The following is a 22,919-nucleotide window of genomic DNA, read 5'->3' on the forward strand; positions in this document are numbered from 1 at the left end:
AAACTCCCGTCATGTCTGCACTTATTGATCAGTATCTGGATGCCGTCTGGCTGGAAAAGGGGCTTAGCGATAATACCCTGATGTCCTATCGCCGGGATTTGACCCTGTTTCAGCAGTGGCTGGAGCCGCGCGGTATGGCGCTCGAGCGCGCGGGCCGGGCTGATCTGTTGGAGTGGCTCGGTGAGATGGCAAGGCGCGGCCAGTCTACGCGCAGCTCGGCGCGCATGCTCTCCTGCTTGCGCGGTTTTTATCGCTATCTGCTGCGGGAAAACCGCATTCCGATTGACCCTTCCCTCAATATTGAATCGCCGCGCCTGGGCCGGCCGCTGCCAAAATCTTTGTCGGAAGAAGAAGTCGATTCTTTGCTGGCCCAGCCGGAAGAGGACATTGCCATCGAATTGCGCGACAAGGCCATGCTGGAATTGCTCTACGCCACCGGCCTTCGGGTCTCCGAGCTGGTGGGTTTGAAACTGCACCAGCTCAACTTGCATCAAGGCGTGGTTAAAGTGATGGGCAAGGGCAGCAAGGAGCGTCTGGTGCCCATGGGAGAGGAGGCGCTGTACTGGCTGCAGCGCTATTTGCAGGCTGGGCGTGTCGAGCTGATTAAAAGCGGTGACGTGCTGTTTCCCAGCCAGCGTGGCCAGGAAATGACCCGCCAGACCTTCTGGCACCGGATTAAGGTGTATGCTCAGCGAGCCGGTATTCGCAGTAATCTATCACCGCACACCCTGCGTCATGCCTTTGCTACTCACCTTATCAATCACGGCGCCGATTTGCGGGTTGTGCAATTGTTGCTGGGCCATAGTGACCTCAGCACCACACAGATATACACTCATGTGGCGAGAGAGCGAATGAAGCAATTGCACCAGCAACACCATCCGCGCGGTTGATGCCCCTCCGGAACTGTTTCAGACTTCCGCTTTCATAACTAATACTATCCAGACCTCAAAGGCCGTTACTGCATGTTTCATTTTATTAGCCGAATTCTTCCCCTCTGCGCTCTGCTGCTGGCCACCGCGGCCTCGGCGGCAACACCCGCTGAAAATATCCGTCAGGCCTTTCAAAAAAGCCGCCCGGATATCCAGGTGGAAAATATTAAAAAGAGCGACGTGGCCGGACTCTACGAAGTCAGCCTGAAAGACGGCCCAACGGTTTACGCTACCAAAGACGGCAAGTACTTCTTTACCGGGGATCTGTTTGAGCTGGCTCCCGGAGGTTTTGTGAACCTCGCCGAGCGCGGCCGCGAGCAAATGCGCAAACAGCGCATGGCACAGGTTAAAAAGGAAGACATGATTGTGTTCCCGGCGGAAGGGGAAACCAAAGGCGCGATCTACGTTTTCACCGATGTGGATTGTGGCTACTGCCGCAAGCTGCACAACGAAGTACCGCAGCTCAACAAAATGGGCATTGAGGTTCGCTATCTGGCTTATCCGCGTGATTTCCCGCGCGGTGCCCAGTCGCGCACTGCACCCAAGATGGTCTCTGCCTGGTGCGCCAAGAACCCGCAGGAGGCGCTGACCAAACTGAAAAACAGCCAGACTATTCCCACCGCCAGTTGCGACAATCCGGTAGCGGAGCAGTACATGCTGGGCGGCACGGTGGGAGTGACGGGCACGCCGGCGATTGTGACCACCCGCGGCGAGCTGGTGCCGGGCTATATGCCGGCTGACAGCCTTGTGCGCGTGGCACTGCAAGGTAAATAAACGCTTCGAAAAAGCCGCCTCGGATAAGGAGTGCCCGTGCAGGATCAATTCAATCGCATCAGTCGTCTGCCGCCCTATGTGTTTAACATTATCGGTGAGTTGAAGCAGGCGGCGAGGGCACGCGGTGAGGATGTTATTGATTTTGGCATGGGTAATCCGGACCAGCCGACGCCGAAGCATATTGTCGACAAGCTGACGGAAACCGCCCAGCGCGGCGATACCCACCGCTACTCCCAATCGCGGGGCATTCCCCGGCTGCGCAAGGCCATTTGTGACTGGTACAAGCGCCGCTACGATGTGGACCTGAACCCGGAAACCGAGGCCATTGTCACGCTCGGTTCGAAGGAAGGGCTGGCCCATCTGGCGCTGGCAACCACCGGCCCCGGTGATGCGATTCTGGTGCCAAATCCCTCTTACCCGATTCACCCCTATGGTTTCGTCATCGCCGGCGCCGATATTCGCCATGTGCCGATGGGGGATGGTCACAGCTTTTTTGACGAGCTGGAGCAGGCCATTCGCAACAGCTGGCCCAAGCCGAAGATGCTGGTGCTGAATTTCCCTGCGAATCCCACTACCCATTGCGTGGAGCTCGAATTCTTCGAAAAAATCGTCAAAGTCGCCCGCGAGCACGAAATCTGGGTGGTGCAGGATCTGGCCTACGCCGATCTGGTTTACGACGGCTATCAGGCGCCGTCGATACTGCAGGTGGACGGCGCCAAAGACATCGCGGTAGAGTTTTACTCCCTGTCCAAGAGCTACAATATGCCGGGCTGGCGGGTGGGCTTCTGCTGTGGCAATGCCACCCTGATTGCCGCTTTGGCGCGCATGAAATCCTACCTCGACTACGGCATGTTCACGCCGGTTCAGGTGGCGGCCATACACGCGCTGGAAGCAGATCAAGGCTGTGTGGAAGAAATCCGTCTGCTCTATCAAAGCCGCCGCGACGTACTCTGTAGTGGCCTGAATGAAATGGGCTGGGCGGTTACTCCACCCAAAGCCACCATGTTTGTCTGGGCACCGATTCCCGAGGCCTACCGTGAGCTGGGTTCGCTGGAGTTTGCCAAAAAGCTGCTGGTCGAGGCGAAGGTCGCGGTATCGCCGGGCATCGGATTTGGTGAGTACGGGGAGGGCTACGTGCGCTTTGGGCTGATAGAGAATGAGCAGCGCACGCGGCAGGCATTGCGGAATATAAAGCGGATGTTTCGTAGTGATGGTCGGATGTCGGACGTCTGACGTCCTACCCACCAACAAAGCACCAAACCGAATCTCCTCCCTCCAGCCCGCTAAGCTCCCCCCACACGTGTAATACCTACCGATTCAAGCTAGAATACGCGCCTTCAATTTTCCGCCAGCCGGCGTCAGCCGGGCAGGCACGTGAGGAGAGGCAGCTTGAATCCCGTTAAGGTAGGCATTTGTGGTTTGGGCACCGTTGGCAGCGGTACCTTCAATGTTCTGGCGCGCAACCGCGACTCCATCCGGGCCCGTGTCGGGGCTGATATTGTGGTCGCCCAGGTCGGCGCCCGCCGTGACAATCCTGCCTGTGACACCGGTGATGTGGCTGTTACCCGCGATATATTCGAGGTCGTACGCAATCCCGAGATCGATATCGTGGTCGAGCTGATTGGCGGCACTACCGTTGCTCGCGAACTTATCCTCGAAGCGATCGCCAACGGCAAGCACGTGGTTACCGCCAACAAGGCCCTGATTGCCGAATACGGCAATGAGATTTTCGCCGCCGCCCACGACAAGGGTGTCAGTGTGGCCTTTGAAGCTGCGGTTGCCGGCGGTATTCCGATTATCAAAGCCCTGCGCGAGGGTTTGGCCGCCAACCAGGTTGAATGGCTGGCCGGTATTATCAACGGCACCGGTAATTTCATTCTTACCGAAATGCGTGAGAAAGGCCGCGACTTTGGCGATGTGCTGGCAGAAGCTCAAGCGCTGGGTTATGCCGAAGCGGACCCCACCTTTGATGTAGAGGGCATCGACGCGGCGCACAAGCTGGTTATTCTGGCCTCCATCGCTTTTGGTATTCCGCTGCAATTCGACAAGGTCTACACCGAAGGTATTACCCGTATTTCCACGGAAGACGTGAATTACGCGGAAGAGTTGGGTTATCGCATCAAGCATCTGGGTATTGCTCGTTGTGATGACGAGGGTATTGAGCTGCGCGTACACCCGACCCTGATTCCCGAAAAGCGGCTGATCGCCAACGTAAACGGTGTCATGAACGCGATTCTGGTTAAGGCCGATGCGGTTGGCCCGACCCTGTATTACGGTCCCGGAGCCGGCAGTGAGCCCACGGCCTCGTCAGTGGTGGCCGATGTGGTTGATGTGGCTCGCACCCTGACCGCTGAGCCCAAACATCGCGTGCCTTATCTGGCCTTCCACCCGGATACCCTGAGCGATCATCCGGTCAAGCCGATCGAAGAAATTCAGACCGCCTATTACCTGCGCATGTCGGCGCTGGACAAACCCGGCGTGCTGTCGCAGATTGCCCAGATTCTGAGCAATGCGGGAATCAGCATTGAAGCGCTGATTCAGAAGCAGCCTGCCGAAGATGCGGATCACGTTCCGGTTATCCTGCTCACCAATGTCACGCGCGAAAAAGCGCTGATGGCTGCGGTGGAGCAGATTCAGGCGCTCGACAGCATCGCTGAAGAGGTTGTCCGGATTCGGGTTGAGTCACTGGCGGGTTAAGCGTCGGACGTCGGACGCCTGACGTCTGACGCATCCAAATAGCGCAGGCCGCAGTGTCTTGCGCCATAGATTGCAGATTACGAAGGCGAAACATGAAATACATCAGTACCCGCGGCAAGGCGCCCGCACTGAACTTTGAAGACGTTCTGCTCACTGGCCTGGCGCCGGATGGCGGATTGTATGTGCCGGAAACCCTGCCGACCTACAGCCCTGAACAGATAGCGGCCTGGGCTGACCTGTCCTACGCCGAGCTGGCTTTTGAGATTGTAAAACCCTTTGTAGACGGCGCCATTCCGGACGAGGATCTTCGCGCCATCGTCAACGACAGCTATGCAGATTTTCGTCATAACGCCATTGCGCCGCTGGTGCAGATTGATCAGAACGAATGGATTCTTGAGCTGTTCCAAGGCCCGACACTGGCCTTCAAGGATTTTGCCCTGCAGATGCTGGGCCGGCTGCTGGACTATGTACTGGAGCGCCGCAATCAGAAAGTGGTGGTGATGGGAGCGACCTCCGGTGATACCGGCTCCGCCGCGATTCAGGGCTGCAAGCGTTGTAAAAACCTCGATATTTTTATTCTGCACCCCTACCAGCGGGTCTCGGAAGTGCAGCGCCGGCAGATGACCACCGTCGAAGGCGATAACATCCACAATATCGCGGTGAAAGGTCACTTTGACCACTGTCAGGCGATGGTGAAGTCCAGCTTTGCCGATCAGGGTTTTCTGCCCGAAGGGCGCCAGCTGGTCGCGGTGAATTCCATAAACTGGGCGCGGATCATGGCCCAGATCGTTTATTACTTCTACGCCGCACTGGCTCTGGGCGCGCCCGGTCGCAAAGTCAGTTTTTCGGTGCCCACCGGCAACTTTGGCGATATCTACGCCGGCTATCTGGCCAAGCAGATGGGCCTGCCAATCGATCAGCTGGTAATTGCTACCAACTGCAACGATATCCTGCACCGCTTTGTCAGCAGCAACCGCTTTGAAAAGCAGGAGTTGCAACACACCCTGTCACCGAGCATGGATATCGTGATTTCCAGTAACTTCGAGCGCATGCTGTTCGATGGCTATGATCGTGACGGCGCGGCGGTCGCCGATCTGATGGACCGCTTCAATCGCGAGTCGGTGTCGGTACCCGACAGCGTGTTCGCCAGGGTGCGGGAGCTGTTCGACAGCGGTCGTGTCAGCGACGATGAAACCGTTGCGACCATCAAAGATGTGTTTGATAACACTGAATACCTGCTCGATCCGCACTCGGCTATTGGCGTACACGCGGCCCGGGCCTGCCGACGAGATCGCAGTGTGCCCATGGTGACACTGGCCACCGCCCATCCGGCCAAGTTCCCCGAAGCGGTGATGAAAGCCGGCTACCCGGAATCGCCGGCGCTGCCCCATCATATGAAAGACCTGTTAAGCCTGCCCGAGCGCTACGAAGTGCTCGACAATGATCTGGCCGCCGTCCAGTCCTTTATGGCGTCGCACATCAAGGCCTGATGGCTCTGAATATTCAGCGGCGCCAATCGGCGCTGGACAAGGCCTCTTTCAGCGAGGCCGTCCCGCCTTTGCTGCAGCGTATTTATGCGGCAAGGGGGGTGCTTGCCGATTCTGACTGTGATCTCTCCCTGAGCAAATTACTGCCGCCGACCTGTAAAGGTCTGCCCGAGGCCGTGGCGCGTCTGGTAAAAGCCCTTGAGGCCGATGAACGTATTCTGATTGTCGGTGACTTTGACGCCGATGGCGCAACCAGTTCGGCGCTGGGCTTAAAGGTATTGTGGGCCATGGGCGCGCGGCAGGTAGACTTTCTGGTGCCGAACCGCTTTGAGTACGGCTATGGTCTCAGTCCGGAAATTGTTGCTGTGGCTGCAGAGTCGAAGCCAGACCTTATTGTCACCGTAGACAATGGTATTTCGAGTCTGGCGGGGGTGGATTCCGCTAACGAGCTGGGGATTGATGTGGTGGTGACCGATCACCACCTGCCGGGCCGTGAACTGCCTAAGGCGCTGGCTATTGTTAATCCGAACCAGCCCGACTGCCCTTTTCCCAGCAAGGCTTTGGCCGGGGTAGGGGTGATGTTTTACCTGCTGTCGGCACTGCGTTCAGCACTTACCCAATCGGGCTGGTTTGAAAGCCGAGGTATTGCGCCGCCGAAAATGGCGGATTTTCTTGACCTTGTTGCCCTTGGCACCGTTGCCGACGTGGTGCCGCTGGATCAAAACAACCGCATTCTGGTGCATCAGGGCATTCGTCGTATTCGCGCAGGGCTGGCCAGTCCGGGAATTTATGCCCTGCTGGAAGCTGGCAAGCGCGACCCCAATCACCTGCAGGCCAGCGATCTGGGCTTTGTAGTCGGTCCGCGCCTTAACGCCGCCGGACGGCTGGATGATATGTCACTGGGTATTCGCTGCCTGCTGGCCGAGTCGGGCGATGAGGCCCGTCAGTTGGCGACTGATCTCGATTCATTGAACCGGGAGCGGCGTGAAATCGAGCAGGGCATGCAACAGGAAGCGCTGTCGCATCTGGAAAATCTGCAGCTAAACGCGGAAACCTTGCCCTTGGGCATCACTCTGCATGACGAGACCTGGCATCCCGGGGTGGTGGGTCTGGTGGCGTCGCGCATCAAGGAGCGCTATCACCGTCCGGTCATCGCCTTTGCGCCAGAAGATGATGCGGTGGTCAAAGGCTCTGGTCGTTCTATTCCCGGGGTTCATATTCGCGATGTGCTCGACGCGGTCGATAAGCGCTGTCCGGGCGCGATCATCAAGTTTGGTGGTCACGCCATGGCGGCGGGTTTGAGTCTCAGAAGGGATAGGTTGGTAGAGTTTGGTGGCGTCTTCGCTGCGGTTATCGAGGACATGTCCGACCCTGAGCTGTTTATAGCGAGTCTGGTCAGCGACGGCGAACTGGCTGCTGACGACCTGAACGAACCTCTGGCGCAGCAATTGCTCGACGCGGGCCCTTGGGGCCAACACTTTCCCGAACCGCGCTTTGACGGCGATTTTCTCTTGCTCAATCAGCGAATTGTCGGAGAAAAACACCTGAAGTTTGTTGTCGCTCCGCTGTCAAATCCGCAGCAGGCCGTCGATGCCATCGCGTTTAACGTCGATATTGAGCAGTGGCCGAACCCAGACGTACAACAGGTGCGTCTGTACTATGCGCTTGATATCAACCGCTTTCGCGGCAATACCCAGCTGCAGTTGATGGTGCAGTCGCTGGAAGCTGTTGCCTGAGCGAAGTCAGGCGGCGCTGGCCTTTTCCTTTACCGCTTTGCTCACCTTTTGTTTCGGGGCAGGCGTGGTTTTTTGCCGCTTACCCGCCGTTTTGGTTTTCTGGCGCAGCGGTGCCGGCCTGCTCTCTTCCATACACCGCTCCAATGCCGTCAGTTCATCCTCCAGGTGCCGCAGCAGGTTCTGCACGCTCGGCACCGTTTTGCGACAGGCGATCAGGCCGAAGTCGACCGTATCCCTGCCGCTGACCAGCGTGATATTCAGGGCGCCGCTGTCGATGATCAGCGACACCGGATACAGGCCGTCAAGGCGCGCGCCCTGCCAGTACATGGTTTCGCGAGGCCCCGGCACATGAGAAATAATCACATTACCAAGGGTTCTATCGGGGTTGCGGCCAAACAAGGCATTGGTCGCACCGGGCGCCATCACCATCGCGGCATAGGCGAGCAGTTGGCCCGGCGATAGCTTGCTCATGCGCTCCTTGTTGTAGTCCATACACTTTTTGATCGCCCGCAAGCGAGCAGCGGGATTTTCCAGATGGGTTGCCAGTTTGGTCAGGGTAAAAGCAATCTCGTTGTTGGATTTGCTCTGTTTGTTCTTGCGCCGCACCGAAACCGGCACGCCGGCAGTGAGCGATTCTTTTGGCAGTTCGCCCCGGTCAATCAGGTAGCGCCTCAGGGCGCCGCCACACATTGCCAGAATCACGTCATTACTGGTGGCATCGAAGGCGCGAGCTATCGCGCGGATGCGGGGCATGGAATAGGACTGGGCAGCAAATCGCCGGGAGGCACTGACTTTCTGGTTGAAAATGCATTTGGGGGCCTGTCCGGCCAGGGCCAGATTCTCGTTTCCCGACCGGAAATCCTTAAACGTGCCGCCAACTTCTTTCAAAACCGGTGTTATGGCCTTGTAGCCTTCTCTGGTCAACGCGCGTATGGCCGTAAAGCCGCTGGCCGGGGTGGGGACGGGCGGTTGCGCGCGGCGGGACTTTCTGGCGCCAATCGCCCAGGGCGGTAGCATCTCTTTGGACGCTTCCTGATCATTGGACATGCATTTGCCCAGCATGGTGATGCCGGCGATACCATCGGCCATCGCGTGGTGCATTTTCAGATACATGGCGATGCGGCCGTCCTCCAGGCCTTCGATAAGATACATGCGCCAGAGGGGGTAGGAGCGGTCCAGATGGCCGCTGTGGACCCGCGACACCATCGCCAGCAACTCCCGGATTCGGCCGGGCTTGGGCAGGGCCAGATGGACAAAATGGTGATTCAGGTCAAAGTGGTTGTCTTGCTCCCAGTAGTGCAGACCGCGCTTGCTCACCAGTTTCTGGTTAAAGGGCGGTGCGGTCTCTGTATGCTGGCGCAGGCGATCCGCAAGCTGGTAGGCAAAGTCCGGGGCCGCATCTGTCGGCGGCTTCAGCATCATCAGAACGCCGATATGCAGGGGTTGGCGGCGGTTTTCAAGCCGCAGGAATGCGTCGTCGATCAATGCCAGCTTTTTCATTATGTGATGCTCCGAGCGGTGTCTGTGAGTCCACTTAAAATGGGTCGTTTGCCTTGTTGGATGCAAAGCCCGTTCCGGACAAGGGTACTGGCCCTCCCCGACAGTTTTGTGAAAAAACCGCGCCAAAGTGAAGCATTCTGCAATTAGCTGCACGATACTGGCGCGTTTGCTTTAAGCCCTTGATTCCTTCCTGTAAAATTGCCGCTCTTTTGACCAAGCTGGACACCGCCTACATGCTGGAAGTAAACCCTCTCCGACAAGCCATCAAGGATATGACCGAGCGAACAGACGTGCTCCGGGGGTATCTTTGACTACGCTCACAAGAAAGAGCGCCTGACCGAAGTCGAGCTGGAGCTCGGCGAACCGTCCGTCTGGGACGATCCGGACAAGGCCCAGGCTCTGGGTCGCGAGCGTGCGGGTCTGGAAGCGGTCGTTCACACCATCGACGAACTGGATAGTGGTCTGGTTGACCTGTCCGAGCTGTTGGAAATGGCTCAGGAAGAGGGCGACGAGGAAACGCTGCAGTCGCTGGAAGACGACATTGGCAAGCTGGAAGGCGCGCTGAATACCCTTGAATTCCGTCGTATGTTTTCCGGTGAAATGGATGCCAACAACTGCTATCTGGATATCCAGGCGGGTTCTGGCGGCACCGAGGCTCAGGATTGGGCCAATATGCTGCTGCGCATGTACCTGCGCTGGGGCGAGCGGCGCGGCTTCAAACCGGAGCTGGTTGAGGTCTCGGCGGGCGAGGTCGCGGGAATCAAGAGCGCCACCATCCAGTTTCAGGGCGAATACGCCTACGGTTGGCTGCGCACGGAAAATGGCGTTCACCGGCTGGTGCGGAAGTCGCCCTTTGATTCCGGCAACCGCCGCCACACTTCGTTCGCGTCGGTGTGGGTGTCGCCGGAAATTGACGACAATATCGAAATTGAAATTGACCCATCCGACGTGCGCACCGACACCTATCGCGCCAGCGGTGCCGGTGGTCAGCACATCAACAAAACCGATTCCGCGGTACGTTTGACGCATGAGCCTACCGGCATTGTGGTGCAGTGTCAGAGCGAACGCTCTCAGCACCAGAACCGGGACAAGTCCTGGAAAATGCTGAAGGCCAAGCTCTATGAACTGGAGTTGCAAAAACGCAATCAGGCAGCCCAGGCTGTGGAAGACAGCAAATCAGATATCGGCTGGGGCAGTCAGATCCGCTCCTACGTGCTCGACGATCAGCGGATTAAGGATTTGCGCACCAACGTGCAGACCAGCAACTGCGACAAAGTGCTGGACGGTGACATTGATCAATTTATTGAAGCCAGCCTGAAAAGCGGCCTCTGATTCACAGCTTTTTAACCTACAGGTAAGCCCATGACTGAGCAAAGCCCACCCCAAGCCGACGAGAACCGTTTGATAGCGGAGCGTCGCGCCAAGCTGGCCAAGATCCGGGAGCAGCGCAACGCCTTCCCCAACACTTTTCGCCGGGCCGATTATGCCGCCGATCTGCAACAGGAACTGGGCGATAAGGACAAGGAATCGCTGGAAGCCCTTGACCGCAAGGCCGCTGTGGCCGGTCGCATTATGGCCAAGCGCGGTCCGTTTCTGGTGCTACAGGATTCCTCCGGCCGCATCCAGGCCTATGTCGACAAGAAGACCTTGCCGGCTGAATTGATGGAAGAGATCAAAACCTGGGATATCGGCGACATTATTGCGGGCAAAGGCCCGGTGCATAAATCCGGTAAGGGCGACCTCTATGTCTACCTGGAATCGGCCGAGTTACAGACCAAGTCCCTGCGTCCTCTGCCCGACAAATTTCACGGCCTGCAGGATCAGGAGATCCGCTATCGCCAGCGTTATGTCGACCTGATCGTAAACCCCGATGTGCGCGATGTGTTTCGTGCCCGCACCAAAGTGATCAACACCATTCGCCGCTACCTGTGTGACCACAACTTTATGGAAGTGGAAACACCCATGATGCAGGTGATTCCGGGCGGCGCGACGGCGCGTCCTTTCAAGACCCACCACAACGCCCTCGACGTGGATATGTATCTCAGAATTGCGCCTGAGTTGTACCTGAAACGTCTAGTAGTTGGCGGTTTTGAACGCGTCTTTGAAATTAATCGAAACTTTCGCAACGAAGGCTTGTCAACACGCCACAATCCGGAATTCACAATGCTGGAGTTTTACCAGGCATATGCGGATTACAACGATCTGATGGACCTCACGGAGGACATGTTGCGCACGGTTGCGTTGGAAGTGCTGGGCACAACCGAAGTCAAACAGACCGAGCGCGGCGCTGATGGCGAGGTTATCAGTGAGAAAATTTACGATTTTGGCAAGCCATTCCAGCGCTTGTCGGTGTTTGATTCGGTATTGAAGTTTAATCCCGATATCAGCGCCGAGGCGCTGGCGGACGAAGTAAAGGCACGTGAAATTGCGACTGGGCTGGGCGTTCAACTGAAAGACAGTTGGGGGCTTGGCAAAGTGCAGATCGAAATTTTCGAAGCCACAGTAGAGCATCGGTTGGATCAACCGACGTTTATCACGGAGTACCCCACTGAGGTGTCTCCACTGGCGCGGCGCAACGACGACAACCCGTTTGTCACAGACCGCTTTGAGTTTTTTGTCGGCGGTCGCGAATTGGCCAACGGGTTTTCGGAGTTGAACGACGCAGAAGATCAGGCCGCCCGTTTTATGGAACAGGTAGCCGAAAAGGAAGGCGGCGACCTTGAAGCGATGCATTACGATGCAGACTACATCAAGGCGCTGGAATACGGGCTGCCCCCGACCGCAGGTGAGGGCATCGGTATCGATCGTCTGGTGATGTTACTCACAGACTCGCCATCGATACGCGATGTGCTGCTGTTTCCTCACATGAGGCCGGAGGGTAGTGCAAACTAGGGTTTAGAGATATTCTAGGTTGAAACTAGAAAAACAGGGGGCGGCAAATGCGACTCGATACAGTTGATCTGTTTCAAGGATTAAGCGGAGAAGAACTGGAAGCTCTGCGGCGCGCCAGCGTCGCAAGGGAATTCAGCAAGAATTCAGTCGTGATACACGAAGGTGATCTGGCCGACTCCCTCTACATCATCGAGCGCGGCCGGGTAAAAGTCTATTGCAGTGACAAGAACGGCAAGGACTTTGTGCTGGATATCCTGGAAGACGGCGACTACTTTGGCGAACTGGCTTTGTTGGATGATGATCGCCGTTCGGCTTCAGTTCGCGCCATGGAAACCGCCAGCTTCCGGGTAATTTACAAGCAGGATTTCAACACCGTGCTTGATGCCCACCCCAATATTGCGAGAACCCTGATTCGCAACCTGACCCGGCGTATTCGCAAACTGACGGACGACGTCAAGGCTCTGGCCTTGCAGGACGTCTACGGCCGTGTGGCGAAGGTTCTTACGACCCTGGCCGAAACCGATGAAGACGGTGTTGGCCGCATTCAGGAAAAACTGACCCAGCAGGATATTGCCGACAGGGTTGGCGCCTCGCGGGAGATGGTGGCGCGGATCCTGAAAGATCTGACGATTGGTGAGTATATCGCCATTGAGTCGCGGCAGATTCTTTTGCTGAAGCAGTTGCCAGAGAGTTACTGATTCTGCGCGGACCCTCACCCCAACCCTCTCCCGAAGGGAGAGGGTGCGCACTGAACTCGACCCCTTTGGGAGAGGGTCGGGGTGAGGGAGCGCTTTTAGTCTTGCTCAATCCGGTCAACCACGGCGCTTGCTCTGCCGCTCGCAAACCGTGCGTTGACCCTGTCGCCTTTATTCAGTTGTGAGGCGTCTTTCACAGCTTTTCCTGCCCCATCCAGCACAATCGCATAACCCCGCTGCAGCGTACCGTCCGGACTTAACTTTCGAATCACATCCGTTACGTGCCCCAGCTTTTGCTGCTGCTGGCGCAGATGGCTGCGGGTTGCGCCGAGTAAGCGTTTTTGGGCGTGTATCAGTCGAGTTTGCTGTTGTTGCAGTTGTCGCGCCGGGCTGAGGCCTGACAGGCGCTGCTCAAGACTCTTCAAGTGCTGGCGATGGGAAAGCAGTTGCTGAGTCATCAGCCGTTGCAGGTATAGTTCGCGCTCATCTACGCGCTGTGAGCGTTCCGCCAGCAACTGCGAGGGATTGCGCAGGCGCTTGTGCAGGGCCTGCTGGCGGTCTCGATTCTGTTGCAGGGTCCGTTGCATCTGGTTGTGCAGGGCTGAATTCAACGACCGCAAGGCCACCCTGACTTCCTGCTGATCGGGGCACAGCAGTTCCGCTGCCGCTGAGGGCGTGGGTGCCCGCAGGTCGGCGACAAAATCACTGATGCTGAAGTCCACCTCGTGGCCAACGGCGCTGACCACCGGCAGCTCACTGGCAAAGACCGCATCGGCAACCATGCGTTCATTGAAGGGCCAGAGGTCTTCCAGAGAGCCGCCGCCCCGGGTCAGCAGGATCACATCAGGCCGATTTTCGCCCTGTAGCCGGTTGGCGAGGGAAATGGCCTGAACCAGCTGCGCGGCGGCGCTTTCGCCCTGCACCTGCGAGGGAATCAGCGTAACGCGCAGCGCGGGCCAGCGCCGTTCAATCACCGAGAGCACATCCTGAATCGCAGCGCCGGTGGGCGAGGTTATCACTGCCAGATGGCGAACCCGCTTGGGCAGGGGGCGCTTGCGATCAAATTTGCCTGCCGCCTTTAGTTCCTGTTTGAGCTGCTCAAAGGCCTGGGCCAAGGCCCCGGCACCGGCGGGCTGCATGGTGTCGACAATCAGCTGATAATCGCCGCGTCCTTCGTACAGGCTGACCTTGCCGCTTATCTGCACCTGCTGTCCGGCCTGGGGCTGAAAGCGCACGGCAAAATTGCGGCCCTTGAACATGGCGCAGCGAATCTGGGCGCGGTCGTCCTTAAGAGTAAAATACCAGTGGCCGGAACCGGGACGGGCAAGGTTGGATATTTCACCGGTCACGCTAACGTGGGCAAAACAGTCTTCCAGCAGTTGTTTGGCCAGCCGGTTGAGCTGAGCTACCGATAAAACGTCAGTGGGGGAGGGTGTTTGCATGGGCGCATTGTACTGTCTGACAGCGTTCTGCGACAGATCAGTGAGAGTATCGGTTTACTCAGGTAGCCCCCATCCATTAAAATTGTCCGATTAACTCGCGATCACCGGAAGAAGCCATGCTGCGAATCGCACAAGAAGCCCTGACATTTGACGATGTACTCCTTTTGCCGGGCTACTCCGAGATAACGGCCAAGGATGTCAGCCTGCGCACCCGCCTGACCCGTAATATCGAACTGAACATTCCGCTGCTCTCGGCGGCGATGGATACCGTCACCGAAAGCCGCCTTGCTATTGCTCTGGCCCAGGAAGGTGGAATCGGGATCATCCACAAGAGCATGAGCATTGAGCAGCAGGCCGCAGAGGTTCGAGCCGTCAAAAAACATGAGAGTGGTGTGGTCAAAGACCCGATCACCATTGACGCAAACGCCACGCTCAGCGACCTGATTGAGTTGCGCCGCCGCAACAAGATTTCCGGCCTGCCGGTCATGGACAAAGGCGAGCTGGTGGGTATTGTCACCAGTCGCGATGTGCGTTTTGAGGAAGACCCGGCCAAACTGGTGTCTGCCATTATGACGCCGAAAGAAAAACTGGTGACTGTGCAGGAAGGTGCCGACATGGCACTGGTGCGCGAACTGCTGCACAAAAACCGGCTTGAGAAAGTGCTGGTGGTCAACGAAGCCTTCGAACTGCGCGGCATGATCACCGTCAAGGACATGAACAACGCCCAGACCTACCCGCACGCCTGTAAGGATGCGTCTGGTCAATTGCGTGTAGGCGCCTCTGTCGGCACCAGTGCTGATACCGATGATCGTATTGCCGCCCTGGTTGAAGCCGGCGTCGATTTGCTGGTCGTGGATACCGCTCACGGCCACTCGCGCAACGTGATCAACCGCGTTGCCCAGATCAAGAAGCACTACCCTCAGGTGGATGTGATTGGCGGCAATATCGCTACGGCAGAGGCGGCAAAGGCCTTGCTGGAGGCGGGTGCCGATGGTGTCAAAGTCGGTATTGGTCCGGGTTCTATCTGTACTACTCGTATTGTTACCGGTATTGGCGTTCCCCAGATATCTGCGATAGCCAATGTCGTGTCGGCGTTGAAGGATACCGACGTGCCAATCATTGCCGATGGCGGCATCCGTTACTCCGGTGATATTTCCAAGGCGATAGCCGCCGGTGCACACGCAGTAATGATGGGCTCCATGTTTGCCGGTACCGACGAGGCGCCGGGTGAGGTTGAGCTGTTTCAGGGGCGTACTTACAAGTCCTATCGCGGCATGGGTTCCATGGGCGCGATGTCGAAAACCCAGGGCTCCAGTGACCGTTACTTCCAGAGTGCGGAAGAGGGAGTGGAAAAGCTGGTGCCGGAAGGTATCGAAGGGCGCGTGCCTTACAAGGGCAGCTTGTCGGCTATCGTGCATCAGTTGATGGGCGGCCTGCGCTCGGCCATGGGTTACACCGGCAGTATTGATATCGACACCATGCGCACCAAGCCCCAGTTCACCCGTGTTACGTCGGCGGGCATGAACGAAAGCCACGTTCATGATGTCAGCATCACCAAAGAAGCGCCCAACTACCCACGAGGATAGTAACGGCGGGCTTGACGTCAGACGTCTGACGTCCGACGTCTGACCCTAGAGAAAATACCGCACGGGGCTACGATGCCCCGTTTCTCTTTTCAGATCAGAGACAACACACGCATGCAAAACATCCACTCCCATCGAATTCTGGTTCTCGATTTCGGTTCCCAGTACACCCAGTTGATCGCGCGTCGCGTGCGCGAAATTGGGGTTTACTGTGAGATTCACGCCTTCGATATGCCGGAAGAAGACATCCGTGAATTTAATGCCAAGGGTATTATTCTGGCGGGTGGTCCGGAGTCAGTCACGGCGGGGCAGTCTCCTCGGGCGCCGCAGGTGGTATTTGAACTGGGTGTGCCAGTGCTGGGTATTTGCTATGGCATGCAGACCATGGCCGAGCAGATGGGCGGCAAGGTCGAAGGCTCCAAAGTTCAGGAGTTCGGCTATGCCCGTGTATCAGTGAACGAGCCCGGCAGCTTGCTGGCGGATATTGCCGATCATATGGAAGATGCTCGCGCCCAGCTCGATGTCTGGATGAGCCACGGCGATAAAGTAGTGAAACTGCCGGAAGGCTTTTCGGTGATGGCCGAAACTCCCTCCTGCCCGATCGCGGGCATGCTCAACGAAGAGCGCAAGTTTTACGGTGTGCAGTTCCACCCGGAGGTGACGCACACTCTGCAGGGCAAGCGCATTTTTGAGCACTTTCTGCTGAATATCTGCGGCTGTGAAGCCCTGTGGACGGCAGAAAATATTATCAATGACGGTATCGAACGGGTGCGGGCTCAAGTGGGCGATCGTAAGGTGTTGCTCGGGCTGTCCGGCGGTGTCGACAGCTCGGTTGTTGCCGCGCTTTTGCATCGCGCCATTGGCGATCAGCTGACCTGTGTGTTCGTCGATAACGGCTTGCTGCGCAAAAACGAAGGCGATCAGGTGATGACCATGTTTGCCGAGAACATGGGGGTTCGCGTCATTCGTGCCGACGCAGTCGATATTTTCCTATCACGTCTGGAAGGGGTGAGTGACCCGGAGCAGAAGCGCAAGATCATCGGTAATACCTTTATCGAAATTTTTGACGAAGAAGCTCACAAGCTCAAGGATGTCGACTTCCTGGCTCAGGGCACCATCTATCCCGATGTCATTGAGTCCGCCGCTGCCAAGACCGGTAAGGCGCATGTCATCAAATCCCACCACAATGTCGGCGGCCTGCCGGACGATATGCGGATGGAGCTGGTGGAGCCTCTGCGGGAACTGTTCAAGGACGAAGTGCGCAAGATCGGTCTTGAGCTGGGGCTGCCCTACGATATGGTCTACCGTCATCCCTTCCCGGGGCCGGGCTTGGGTGTGCGCATTCTCGGTGAAGTGAAAAAAGAATACGCGGATTTGCTGCGTGAAGCCGACGCTATATTTATAGAAGAGCTACATAAAGCCGATTGGTACCACAAAACCAGTCAGGCCTTTGCCGTGTTCCTGCCGGTTAAATCCGTTGGTGTGGTCGGGGATCAGCGCCGCTACGAGTACGTAATCGCGCTGCGCGCGGTGGAAACTATTGATTTCATGACCGCCCGCTGGGCGCATTTGCCCTACGAGCTGCTGGAAACCGTCTCCAATCGGATCATTAATGAAATTTCCGGGGTCTCTCGAGTGACCTACGACGTATCGAGCAAGCCGCCTGCGACCATTGAGTGGGAGTAGGTGACCGGCGCGGCGCAACAGAACGATAAACCCTGCGTAAATGCAGGGGTTTATCATTTATCCGCCGCCCAACGCCCCTTTCAGTGAGTTTCAAACTATCCCCCTGTAATGCACACACCCTGAACATTGCCTTGCAAAGCCGCTATTCAGCGGCTTCAATGTAGTCTTCGCCGTTTGTTCTCTACTGAGTTGCGCTCTATGCCGCCCGGATTATTCCCAGCCCAGGACGATAATGCCCTTCGCATCAATCGCTCCGATGTAAGCAACCCCCTGGGTACCTTTTCAAAACACAGCTTTAAGCTGGACGGTTTTGAGTGGCCTTCTGTAGAACATTATTTTCAGGCTAAAAAATTCGACGACGTGGCGGTACAGGAGCTAATCCGGCAGGCGCCGCATCCGAAAAAAGCCCGCAAGCTGGGTCGCAGTCTTTTTCGCAAGATACGCAAAGACTGGAAAGTCATCAAAGCAACCATCATGACGCGAGCCGTTTACACCAAGTGTCGAACTTATCCCGAGATAGCCGAGCAATTGCTGGCAACTGGCGATACTCTGCTGGTCGAGAATAGTCAGTACGATTACTACTGGGGCAGTGGCCGCGATAACCGGGGCGACAATCATTACGGTGTGGTATTGATGAATGTCAGAGAAAAACTGCGGCAAGAATTGGCCGCAAAAACGTCAGGTCCGAATACGGACTGCTGATACTTGCAGACTTCGGCGTATCGATTTACAAGGAGTCTGACAGCAAAAATGCGTGACTATATCCTCGATCTGTCCATCACTCCTGATGAATTGCACCGCTATTATTCGGGCAAGGTCATAACCGTGGTCGCCAGGGCGCGAAACGGATTGACGATAAGGTTTGCTGCAAGGCATTTGCGACAACACGTCACTCGCAACGGTATTCGGGGCACTTTTCGTCTTACCACAGATGACCAAAACCGCTTTATCTCGCTGGATGCCCTGTCGCCTAAAGATGCGCACTGACTTTTTCTGATTGCCATCGGCTACATTGCAACCTACCTTCTTTAAGTGGATTAGCCATGTCTTGCCGCGAAGTAGCAGGAGCGTTTTGTCGGCCGTGTGGTTTATCTGCGTAGGAGTGGCCTTAAGTGTCGCGCCCTACTGACCAGCTATTTATAGTCCTCCAATTGGATAGCGTCCTAAAATATGCCTCGACTCAAACGCTGTCAGCTTGGCCTGATTTCATCCATCATCCTGCTCACCATCGTCTTTGTTAGCGGTCCTCGCCTGGAGTCGGACATCCAGTTGACGACCCCTGAGCTGCCGGAATCTCTCGAGGCTTATCTTCGCGACAGCGAAGCCCGGTTCAGTGATATCACGCCGGGCACCGAGAAAACGATTGTCTGGGCGGGCGAGCCGGAAACCAAAACGGACTATGTCGTCGTTTACCTGCATGGCTTTTCAGCAACCCGACAGGAAACGGCGCCTGTCGCCGAGCGGATCGCCGCGGCCCTTGACGCCAACGTCTACAGCACCCGTTTTACCGGCCATGGCCGGGATGGCAATGCCATGCTGGAGGGAAGCCTGAGCCGGTGGCTGAATGACACTCACGAGGCCATGTCTATCGGCCGTCGCTTGGGAGAGAAAATTATTCTGCTGGGTGTGTCGACTGGTGGTACTGCCGCTGCCTGGGCGGCATTGAATGACAGCGCCAGGCTCTCGGTACTGGTGCTCATGTCGCCAAATTTCGGTCCGAAAGACGAGCGATCAATGATCCTTACCTGGCCATGGGGCAAGCAGATCGCCCGTCTGGTCCTCGGTCCAGAGCGCAATTGGACGCCGCACAATGAGGCTCATGCGCGGTATTGGACAACCCGATACCCAACCGATGCCATACTGCCGATGATGGCAATGGTGAAGACGGTGCATCAGGAAGATCTCAGCACCTTAAAAATGCCTTCTCTGTGGATTTATTCTGAGAATGACCAGGTATTAAATGTAGCAAAGATTGATAAGGCCTACGCTCAGGTTGGCTCCACCATCAAAAAGAAAATCATCATTAATGATTCAGGCGATCCGAATCATCACGTTCTGGCAGGCGAGATCCTTTCACCCTCGACGGTCACGGAGGTTGTCGAGGCGGTGGTGGCCTTTGTAAAGAGCGCAGACAAAGACAATTTGTGAAGGATGATCCCCTGGGGTTAGTCAACTACGTAGAATTACGCTTTTCAGGAGAGAATTGCTAGCTATACTGGAGGAATGGACACGCTGAAAACGGAACGGGGCGAACTGGAAGCTGCCCGACTCGCCGAACTCGATCGCTACGGGATTCTCGATACACCCGCAGAAGATTTTTTCGATGACATCACGCGCATTGCCGCGGAGGTGTGTAGCACTCCCATGGCGCTGATCACCTTCCTCGACGAAGGTCGGCAGTGGTTCAAGTCGCGACTGGGTGTATCGGTACCGGAAACCCCCCGCTCTATAGCATTTTGCGATTTCACGATTCGAAGCCAAGATATTTTTGAAGTCCGTGATGCTCGGAAGGATGCTGGGTTTTCAGATAACCCATTGGTCACTGGATATCCCCACATTGCTCATTACGCGGGCGTTCCCCTGGCATCACCGAATGGTCTCAACGTGGGCACGCTATGTGTTCTTGATCGTGAGCCTGGCAAGCTTAGTCAGCCGCAGCGGTCGGCATTGACCGCACTGGCACGCCAGGTGGTGCTGCAACTGGAACTGAATGTCGCTCTGCGTGAATCGGATCGGGCCCGCGATGAATTGCAAAGCGAAGTTACATTACACCGTAAAACCCAGCGCCTCCTGCAGGATGCGAAGGTAAACCTGGAACAACGGGTATCGGAGCGCACCCGCGAGCTCGAAGGCACACTGGCGGCGCTGACGGCGAGCGAGAGGCAGTTTCGTGCTCTGTTCGAAGATTCCAGTTTCGGTATTGGCATGAATACTCCCGCGGGAGCGTTTATCGCGGTTAACACATCCTACGCCGCCATGCTGGGTTATGAACCGAAGGCTCTGATTGGGCGAAACCTGAGTGAAATTCTCGTTGCAGATGAGTGGGAACGTGTCACCGAATTGCGACGAGGCCTGTTTGCCGGGGAATCACCGGGTTTTGTTACCGAGCTTTGCTTCCGGCATAGGGACGGCGCAATGGTCTGGTGTAATACCAGCGTGGCAGTTGTCCGGGATGCCGACGGCAAGGTTTTGCACACCGTGGCGATTCTGCAGCCAGTTGGCGAACTCAAACGCGCTGAGTCAGAGCGCGATCAGTTTTTTAACCAAGCGATCGAGCTATTCGCCATTGTGGGTCTCAACGGCCAGGTATTGCGGGCGAATCCCGCTGCGGAGCGCCAACTTGGCTATACACAAACCGACCTGGAAAAGCTGAATTTATTCGATGTGCTGCACCCGGATGATGTGGAGCCCGCCCGGACAACCATCGCCGGTATTTTGGATGGCCAGTCAGACATTCCGGGGCTTGATGCACGTGTTCGCAACAAGGAGGGAGAGTACCGCTTGTTTCGGTTCAGCGGCTCAATGTGGGTGGAACAGCAACGCCTGTTTATAGTCGGCCGCGATATCACTGAAGCGAAGCAAGCCGAGATTGAGCGGGAGCGTTTGACCTCGAGGCTCATGTCAATCCGCGAAGAGGAGAGAAAGCAGATTTCCCGGGAGATCCACGATGAACTGGGGCAGTTGTTGACTGCCGCCAAAATAGACCTGGATCTGTTGGTGCAAGACCTGAATCTGCAGGGCCATCACAGCGCCAGTGAAAACATACGGGGCACCCTGGAGATAGTGGATAAAAGTCTTTCCTCGGTGCGCACGATTGCTCAACAATTGCGCCCGGAAGTCCTGGATACACTGGGCCTGGCCGCCGCAGTTGAGTGGCAGTGCAGGGAGATAGCCGGGCGTGCAGGTCTGCGCTGTAAGGTGAGCATAGGCGGTAGTTTGCCGGATCTGGCGGAGGACACTGAAATTCAATTATTTCGAATCGTGCAGGAGGCTCTGACTAATATCATGCGGCATGCCGACGCGTCGCAGGTGCAGTTCTCGCTCGACTACACAGGGTCGGTGTTGCAATTAACCATTCGGGATGACGGTCGGGGCTTTGAGGTCGGAGATCGGCGTGCGGCATCCTTGGGTATGCTGGGTATGCGTGAGCGCGCCAAACAGATCGGCGCCAAGCTGGAGGTTGTTTCCAGTCCCGGTGCCGGTGCCGAAGTCAGACTAGAGCTGGCATCGGCCCGCAAGGAGAGGCAGGAGTGATCAGGTTGCTGGTGGCAGATGACCATGCCCTTGTGCGGGAGGGCCTGTGCAAGGTCTTCCAGCGCGAGCAGGATTGCGAAGTGGTTGTCGAAGCCGGGAACGGGAACGAAGTTATAGCCGCACTCCGGGATAATAAGATCGATGTCGCTGTGCTGGACTTCAACATGCCGGATCGCAGCGGGCTGGATCTCGTCAAACACATGCAAGTAACCCATCCGTCAATTCCGGTGCTGATCTTGAGTATGGCACCGGAACGGGAAGTGGCCGTGCGATTGCTGCGGGCCGGAGCAGCCGGCTTTGTGTCTAAGCAGAGCGCGGCCCAGGATATTGTTGCTGCCGTGCGCACCGTCAATTCTGGTGAGAAATACATAAGCCCTGCGGTCGCCCTAGAGCTTGCCAATGCACTGGGGGGCGGCCAGTCATCTATGCCCCACGACCAGCTTTCAGACAGGGAGTTTCAGGTTCTGCAGCAGATTGCCTCTGGCAACAGCACAAAGGATATTTCTGAAGCCCTGAAGATCAGCGTCAATACGGTCGCTACCTATCGACGCCGGATACTGGAAAAATTAAATCTGCGAACCGACGTGGAAATAACGCGCTATGCGCTCAAGCACAGCCTCGTGGAATAGGTCCTGCTGTTAATCCTCCCTTTTTACCGCCCCCTTGATGCGCTCATTTCTTGCCGCGCGTAGCCCTGCGATTATCTTGTCCGCCGCTCGACGGTGCTTGTAGCAAATTTTGTGACAAGGCCGTTCGCGATCCCATGACACTACAACGCCCCATTCGCTGATGTTCCCCCATGCGGCAGGATTTAGGATAAGTCCTGTTAACTAACGCGGGAAATATGCCGAGCATGCGCATCTATATAGCCGACCAACACCCTTTGCTGAGAGAGCGGATCTCCGCCTTCCTGGGCGGGCTGGGCGCAGTGTCTGAGGTATTGGCCTTTGCGAATGGCCGAGCGCTGAAGCGTGCTATGTGCGATAGAGAGCCCGACCTGGTGTTGCTCGACCTTAATCTGGGAGACCTTCGTGGGGCGGAGTTTATCCGCTTTGTGAAGGCGGAGTACCCGCAGGTTGCGCTGATCGCAATGCTGGGGATGGAAGACACGTTTATCCGTCAACACTGTCTCGAAGTTGGTGCTGCGAGTGTGGTGGTGAAGAGTGAAATTTTCAATAGCTTAAGCATGCTGGTCGGCGCCGTTGCTGACGGACAGCCGGTAAAAAAGTAGCAGAGAGGGCAGC

The 22,919-nt window shown here is 56.6% G+C and carries 19 protein-coding genes; 17 read left to right on the top strand and 2 right to left on the bottom strand.

Translation table 11 applies throughout. The annotated features are described in order from the left end of the window. The first annotated feature begins 11 nt into the window (after positions 1 to 11). From xerD to recJ, 6 genes are all read left to right on the top strand, one after another. Entirely contained in the window at positions 12 to 890 is an 879-nt protein-coding gene (gene xerD, locus ABY734_RS04985; protein ID WP_372777900.1) for a site-specific tyrosine recombinase XerD, read from the top strand. Positions 891 to 962: 72 nt separating this feature from the next. Further along, complete coding sequence (locus ABY734_RS04990) at positions 963 to 1,703, top strand: DsbC family protein (RefSeq protein ID WP_372777901.1); 741 nt, start codon at positions 963 to 965, stop codon at positions 1,701 to 1,703. A gap of 36 nt (positions 1,704 to 1,739) precedes the next feature. After that, positions 1,740 to 2,936: an alanine transaminase gene (alaC, locus tag ABY734_RS04995; protein WP_372777902.1), complete on the top strand. Its 1,197-nt coding sequence runs from the start codon at positions 1,740 to 1,742 to the stop codon at positions 2,934 to 2,936. Between the two features lie 156 nt (positions 2,937 to 3,092). Continuing rightward, positions 3,093 to 4,400, top strand: coding sequence for a homoserine dehydrogenase (locus tag ABY734_RS05000; protein WP_372777903.1), 1,308 nt, complete (start codon positions 3,093 to 3,095; stop codon positions 4,398 to 4,400). 92 nt (positions 4,401 to 4,492) lie between these two features. Continuing rightward, the gene (thrC, locus tag ABY734_RS05005) at positions 4,493 to 5,890 is read left to right on the top strand and encodes a threonine synthase (RefSeq protein ID WP_372777904.1); all 1,398 of its coding nucleotides are present in this window, start codon (positions 4,493 to 4,495) and stop codon (positions 5,888 to 5,890) included. Further along, entirely contained in the window at positions 5,890 to 7,623 is a 1,734-nt protein-coding gene (gene recJ, locus ABY734_RS05010) for a single-stranded-DNA-specific exonuclease RecJ (RefSeq protein WP_372777905.1), read from the top strand. Before thrC ends, recJ begins: the two co-directional genes overlap by 1 nt. 6 nt (positions 7,624 to 7,629) lie before the next feature. On the opposite strand, the gene ABY734_RS05015 is transcribed toward recJ, so the two are convergent. Next, positions 7,630 to 9,123, bottom strand: coding sequence for a wax ester/triacylglycerol synthase family O-acyltransferase (locus tag ABY734_RS05015; protein WP_372777906.1), 1,494 nt, complete (start codon positions 9,121 to 9,123; stop codon positions 7,630 to 7,632). 233 nt (positions 9,124 to 9,356) lie between these two features. Between ABY734_RS05015 and prfB the strand changes: the two genes are divergently transcribed. The 3 genes from prfB to ABY734_RS05030 all read left to right on the top strand — a co-directional run bounded on the left by prfB (position 9,357) and on the right by ABY734_RS05030 (position 12,713). After that, positions 9,357 to 10,455, top strand: a protein-coding gene (gene prfB, locus ABY734_RS05020) for a peptide chain release factor 2 (protein WP_372778193.1) whose coding sequence is annotated in 2 segments (ribosomal slippage) — positions 9,357 to 9,431 and positions 9,433 to 10,455 — 1,098 coding nt in all. Because the reading frame shifts where the segments join, the coding sequence is not laid out codon by codon here. A gap of 30 nt (positions 10,456 to 10,485) precedes the next feature. After that, positions 10,486 to 12,015, top strand: coding sequence for a lysine--tRNA ligase (gene lysS / locus ABY734_RS05025; RefSeq protein ID WP_372777907.1), 1,530 nt, complete (start codon positions 10,486 to 10,488; stop codon positions 12,013 to 12,015). A 47-nt stretch (positions 12,016 to 12,062) separates the two neighbouring features. Then, positions 12,063 to 12,713: a Crp/Fnr family transcriptional regulator gene (locus ABY734_RS05030; RefSeq protein WP_372777908.1), complete on the top strand. Its 651-nt coding sequence runs from the start codon at positions 12,063 to 12,065 to the stop codon at positions 12,711 to 12,713. A gap of 95 nt (positions 12,714 to 12,808) precedes the next feature. Here the strand turns inward: ABY734_RS05030 and xseA are convergent, their stop codons facing one another. Further along, entirely contained in the window at positions 12,809 to 14,152 is a 1,344-nt protein-coding gene (gene xseA, locus ABY734_RS05035; protein ID WP_372777909.1) for an exodeoxyribonuclease VII large subunit, read from the bottom strand. Between the two features lie 116 nt (positions 14,153 to 14,268). Between xseA and guaB the strand changes: the two genes are divergently transcribed. From guaB to ABY734_RS05075, 8 genes are all read left to right on the top strand, one after another. Beyond that, on the top strand, positions 14,269 to 15,738 hold the full coding sequence (gene guaB, locus ABY734_RS05040; RefSeq protein WP_372777910.1) for an IMP dehydrogenase: 1,470 nt from the start codon (positions 14,269 to 14,271) through the stop codon (positions 15,736 to 15,738). Between the two features lie 111 nt (positions 15,739 to 15,849). Continuing rightward, positions 15,850 to 17,421: a glutamine-hydrolyzing GMP synthase gene (guaA, locus tag ABY734_RS05045; RefSeq protein WP_372777911.1), complete on the top strand. Its 1,572-nt coding sequence runs from the start codon at positions 15,850 to 15,852 to the stop codon at positions 17,419 to 17,421. 198 nt (positions 17,422 to 17,619) lie between these two features. Beyond that, the gene (locus tag ABY734_RS05050) at positions 17,620 to 18,123 is read left to right on the top strand and encodes an NADAR family protein (protein WP_372777912.1); all 504 of its coding nucleotides are present in this window, start codon (positions 17,620 to 17,622) and stop codon (positions 18,121 to 18,123) included. A gap of 48 nt (positions 18,124 to 18,171) precedes the next feature. Next, positions 18,172 to 18,408 carry a DUF2835 domain-containing protein gene (locus ABY734_RS05055; protein ID WP_372777913.1) on the top strand — a complete coding sequence of 79 codons (237 nt, stop codon included), beginning with the start codon at positions 18,172 to 18,174 and terminating at the stop codon, positions 18,406 to 18,408. A 183-nt stretch (positions 18,409 to 18,591) separates the two neighbouring features. Continuing rightward, a complete protein-coding gene (locus tag ABY734_RS05060) occupies positions 18,592 to 19,569 on the top strand; it encodes an alpha/beta hydrolase (protein WP_372777914.1) in 978 nt (325 codons plus the stop codon). Positions 19,570 to 19,644: 75 nt separating this feature from the next. Beyond that, a complete protein-coding gene (locus ABY734_RS05065; protein WP_372777915.1) occupies positions 19,645 to 21,675 on the top strand; it encodes a PAS domain S-box protein in 2,031 nt (676 codons plus the stop codon). Continuing rightward, the gene (locus ABY734_RS05070; protein ID WP_372777916.1) at positions 21,672 to 22,304 is read left to right on the top strand and encodes a response regulator; all 633 of its coding nucleotides are present in this window, start codon (positions 21,672 to 21,674) and stop codon (positions 22,302 to 22,304) included. Before ABY734_RS05065 ends, ABY734_RS05070 begins: the two co-directional genes overlap by 4 nt. Positions 22,305 to 22,528: 224 nt before the next feature. Continuing rightward, the gene (locus tag ABY734_RS05075) at positions 22,529 to 22,906 is read left to right on the top strand and encodes a response regulator (protein ID WP_372777917.1); all 378 of its coding nucleotides are present in this window, start codon (positions 22,529 to 22,531) and stop codon (positions 22,904 to 22,906) included. Positions 22,907 to 22,919: the final 13 nt, after the last annotated feature.

It is taken from the genome of Litorivivens sp. (assembly GCF_041624475.1).
Taxonomy (GTDB): domain Bacteria; phylum Pseudomonadota; class Gammaproteobacteria; order Pseudomonadales; family Spongiibacteraceae; genus Litorivivens.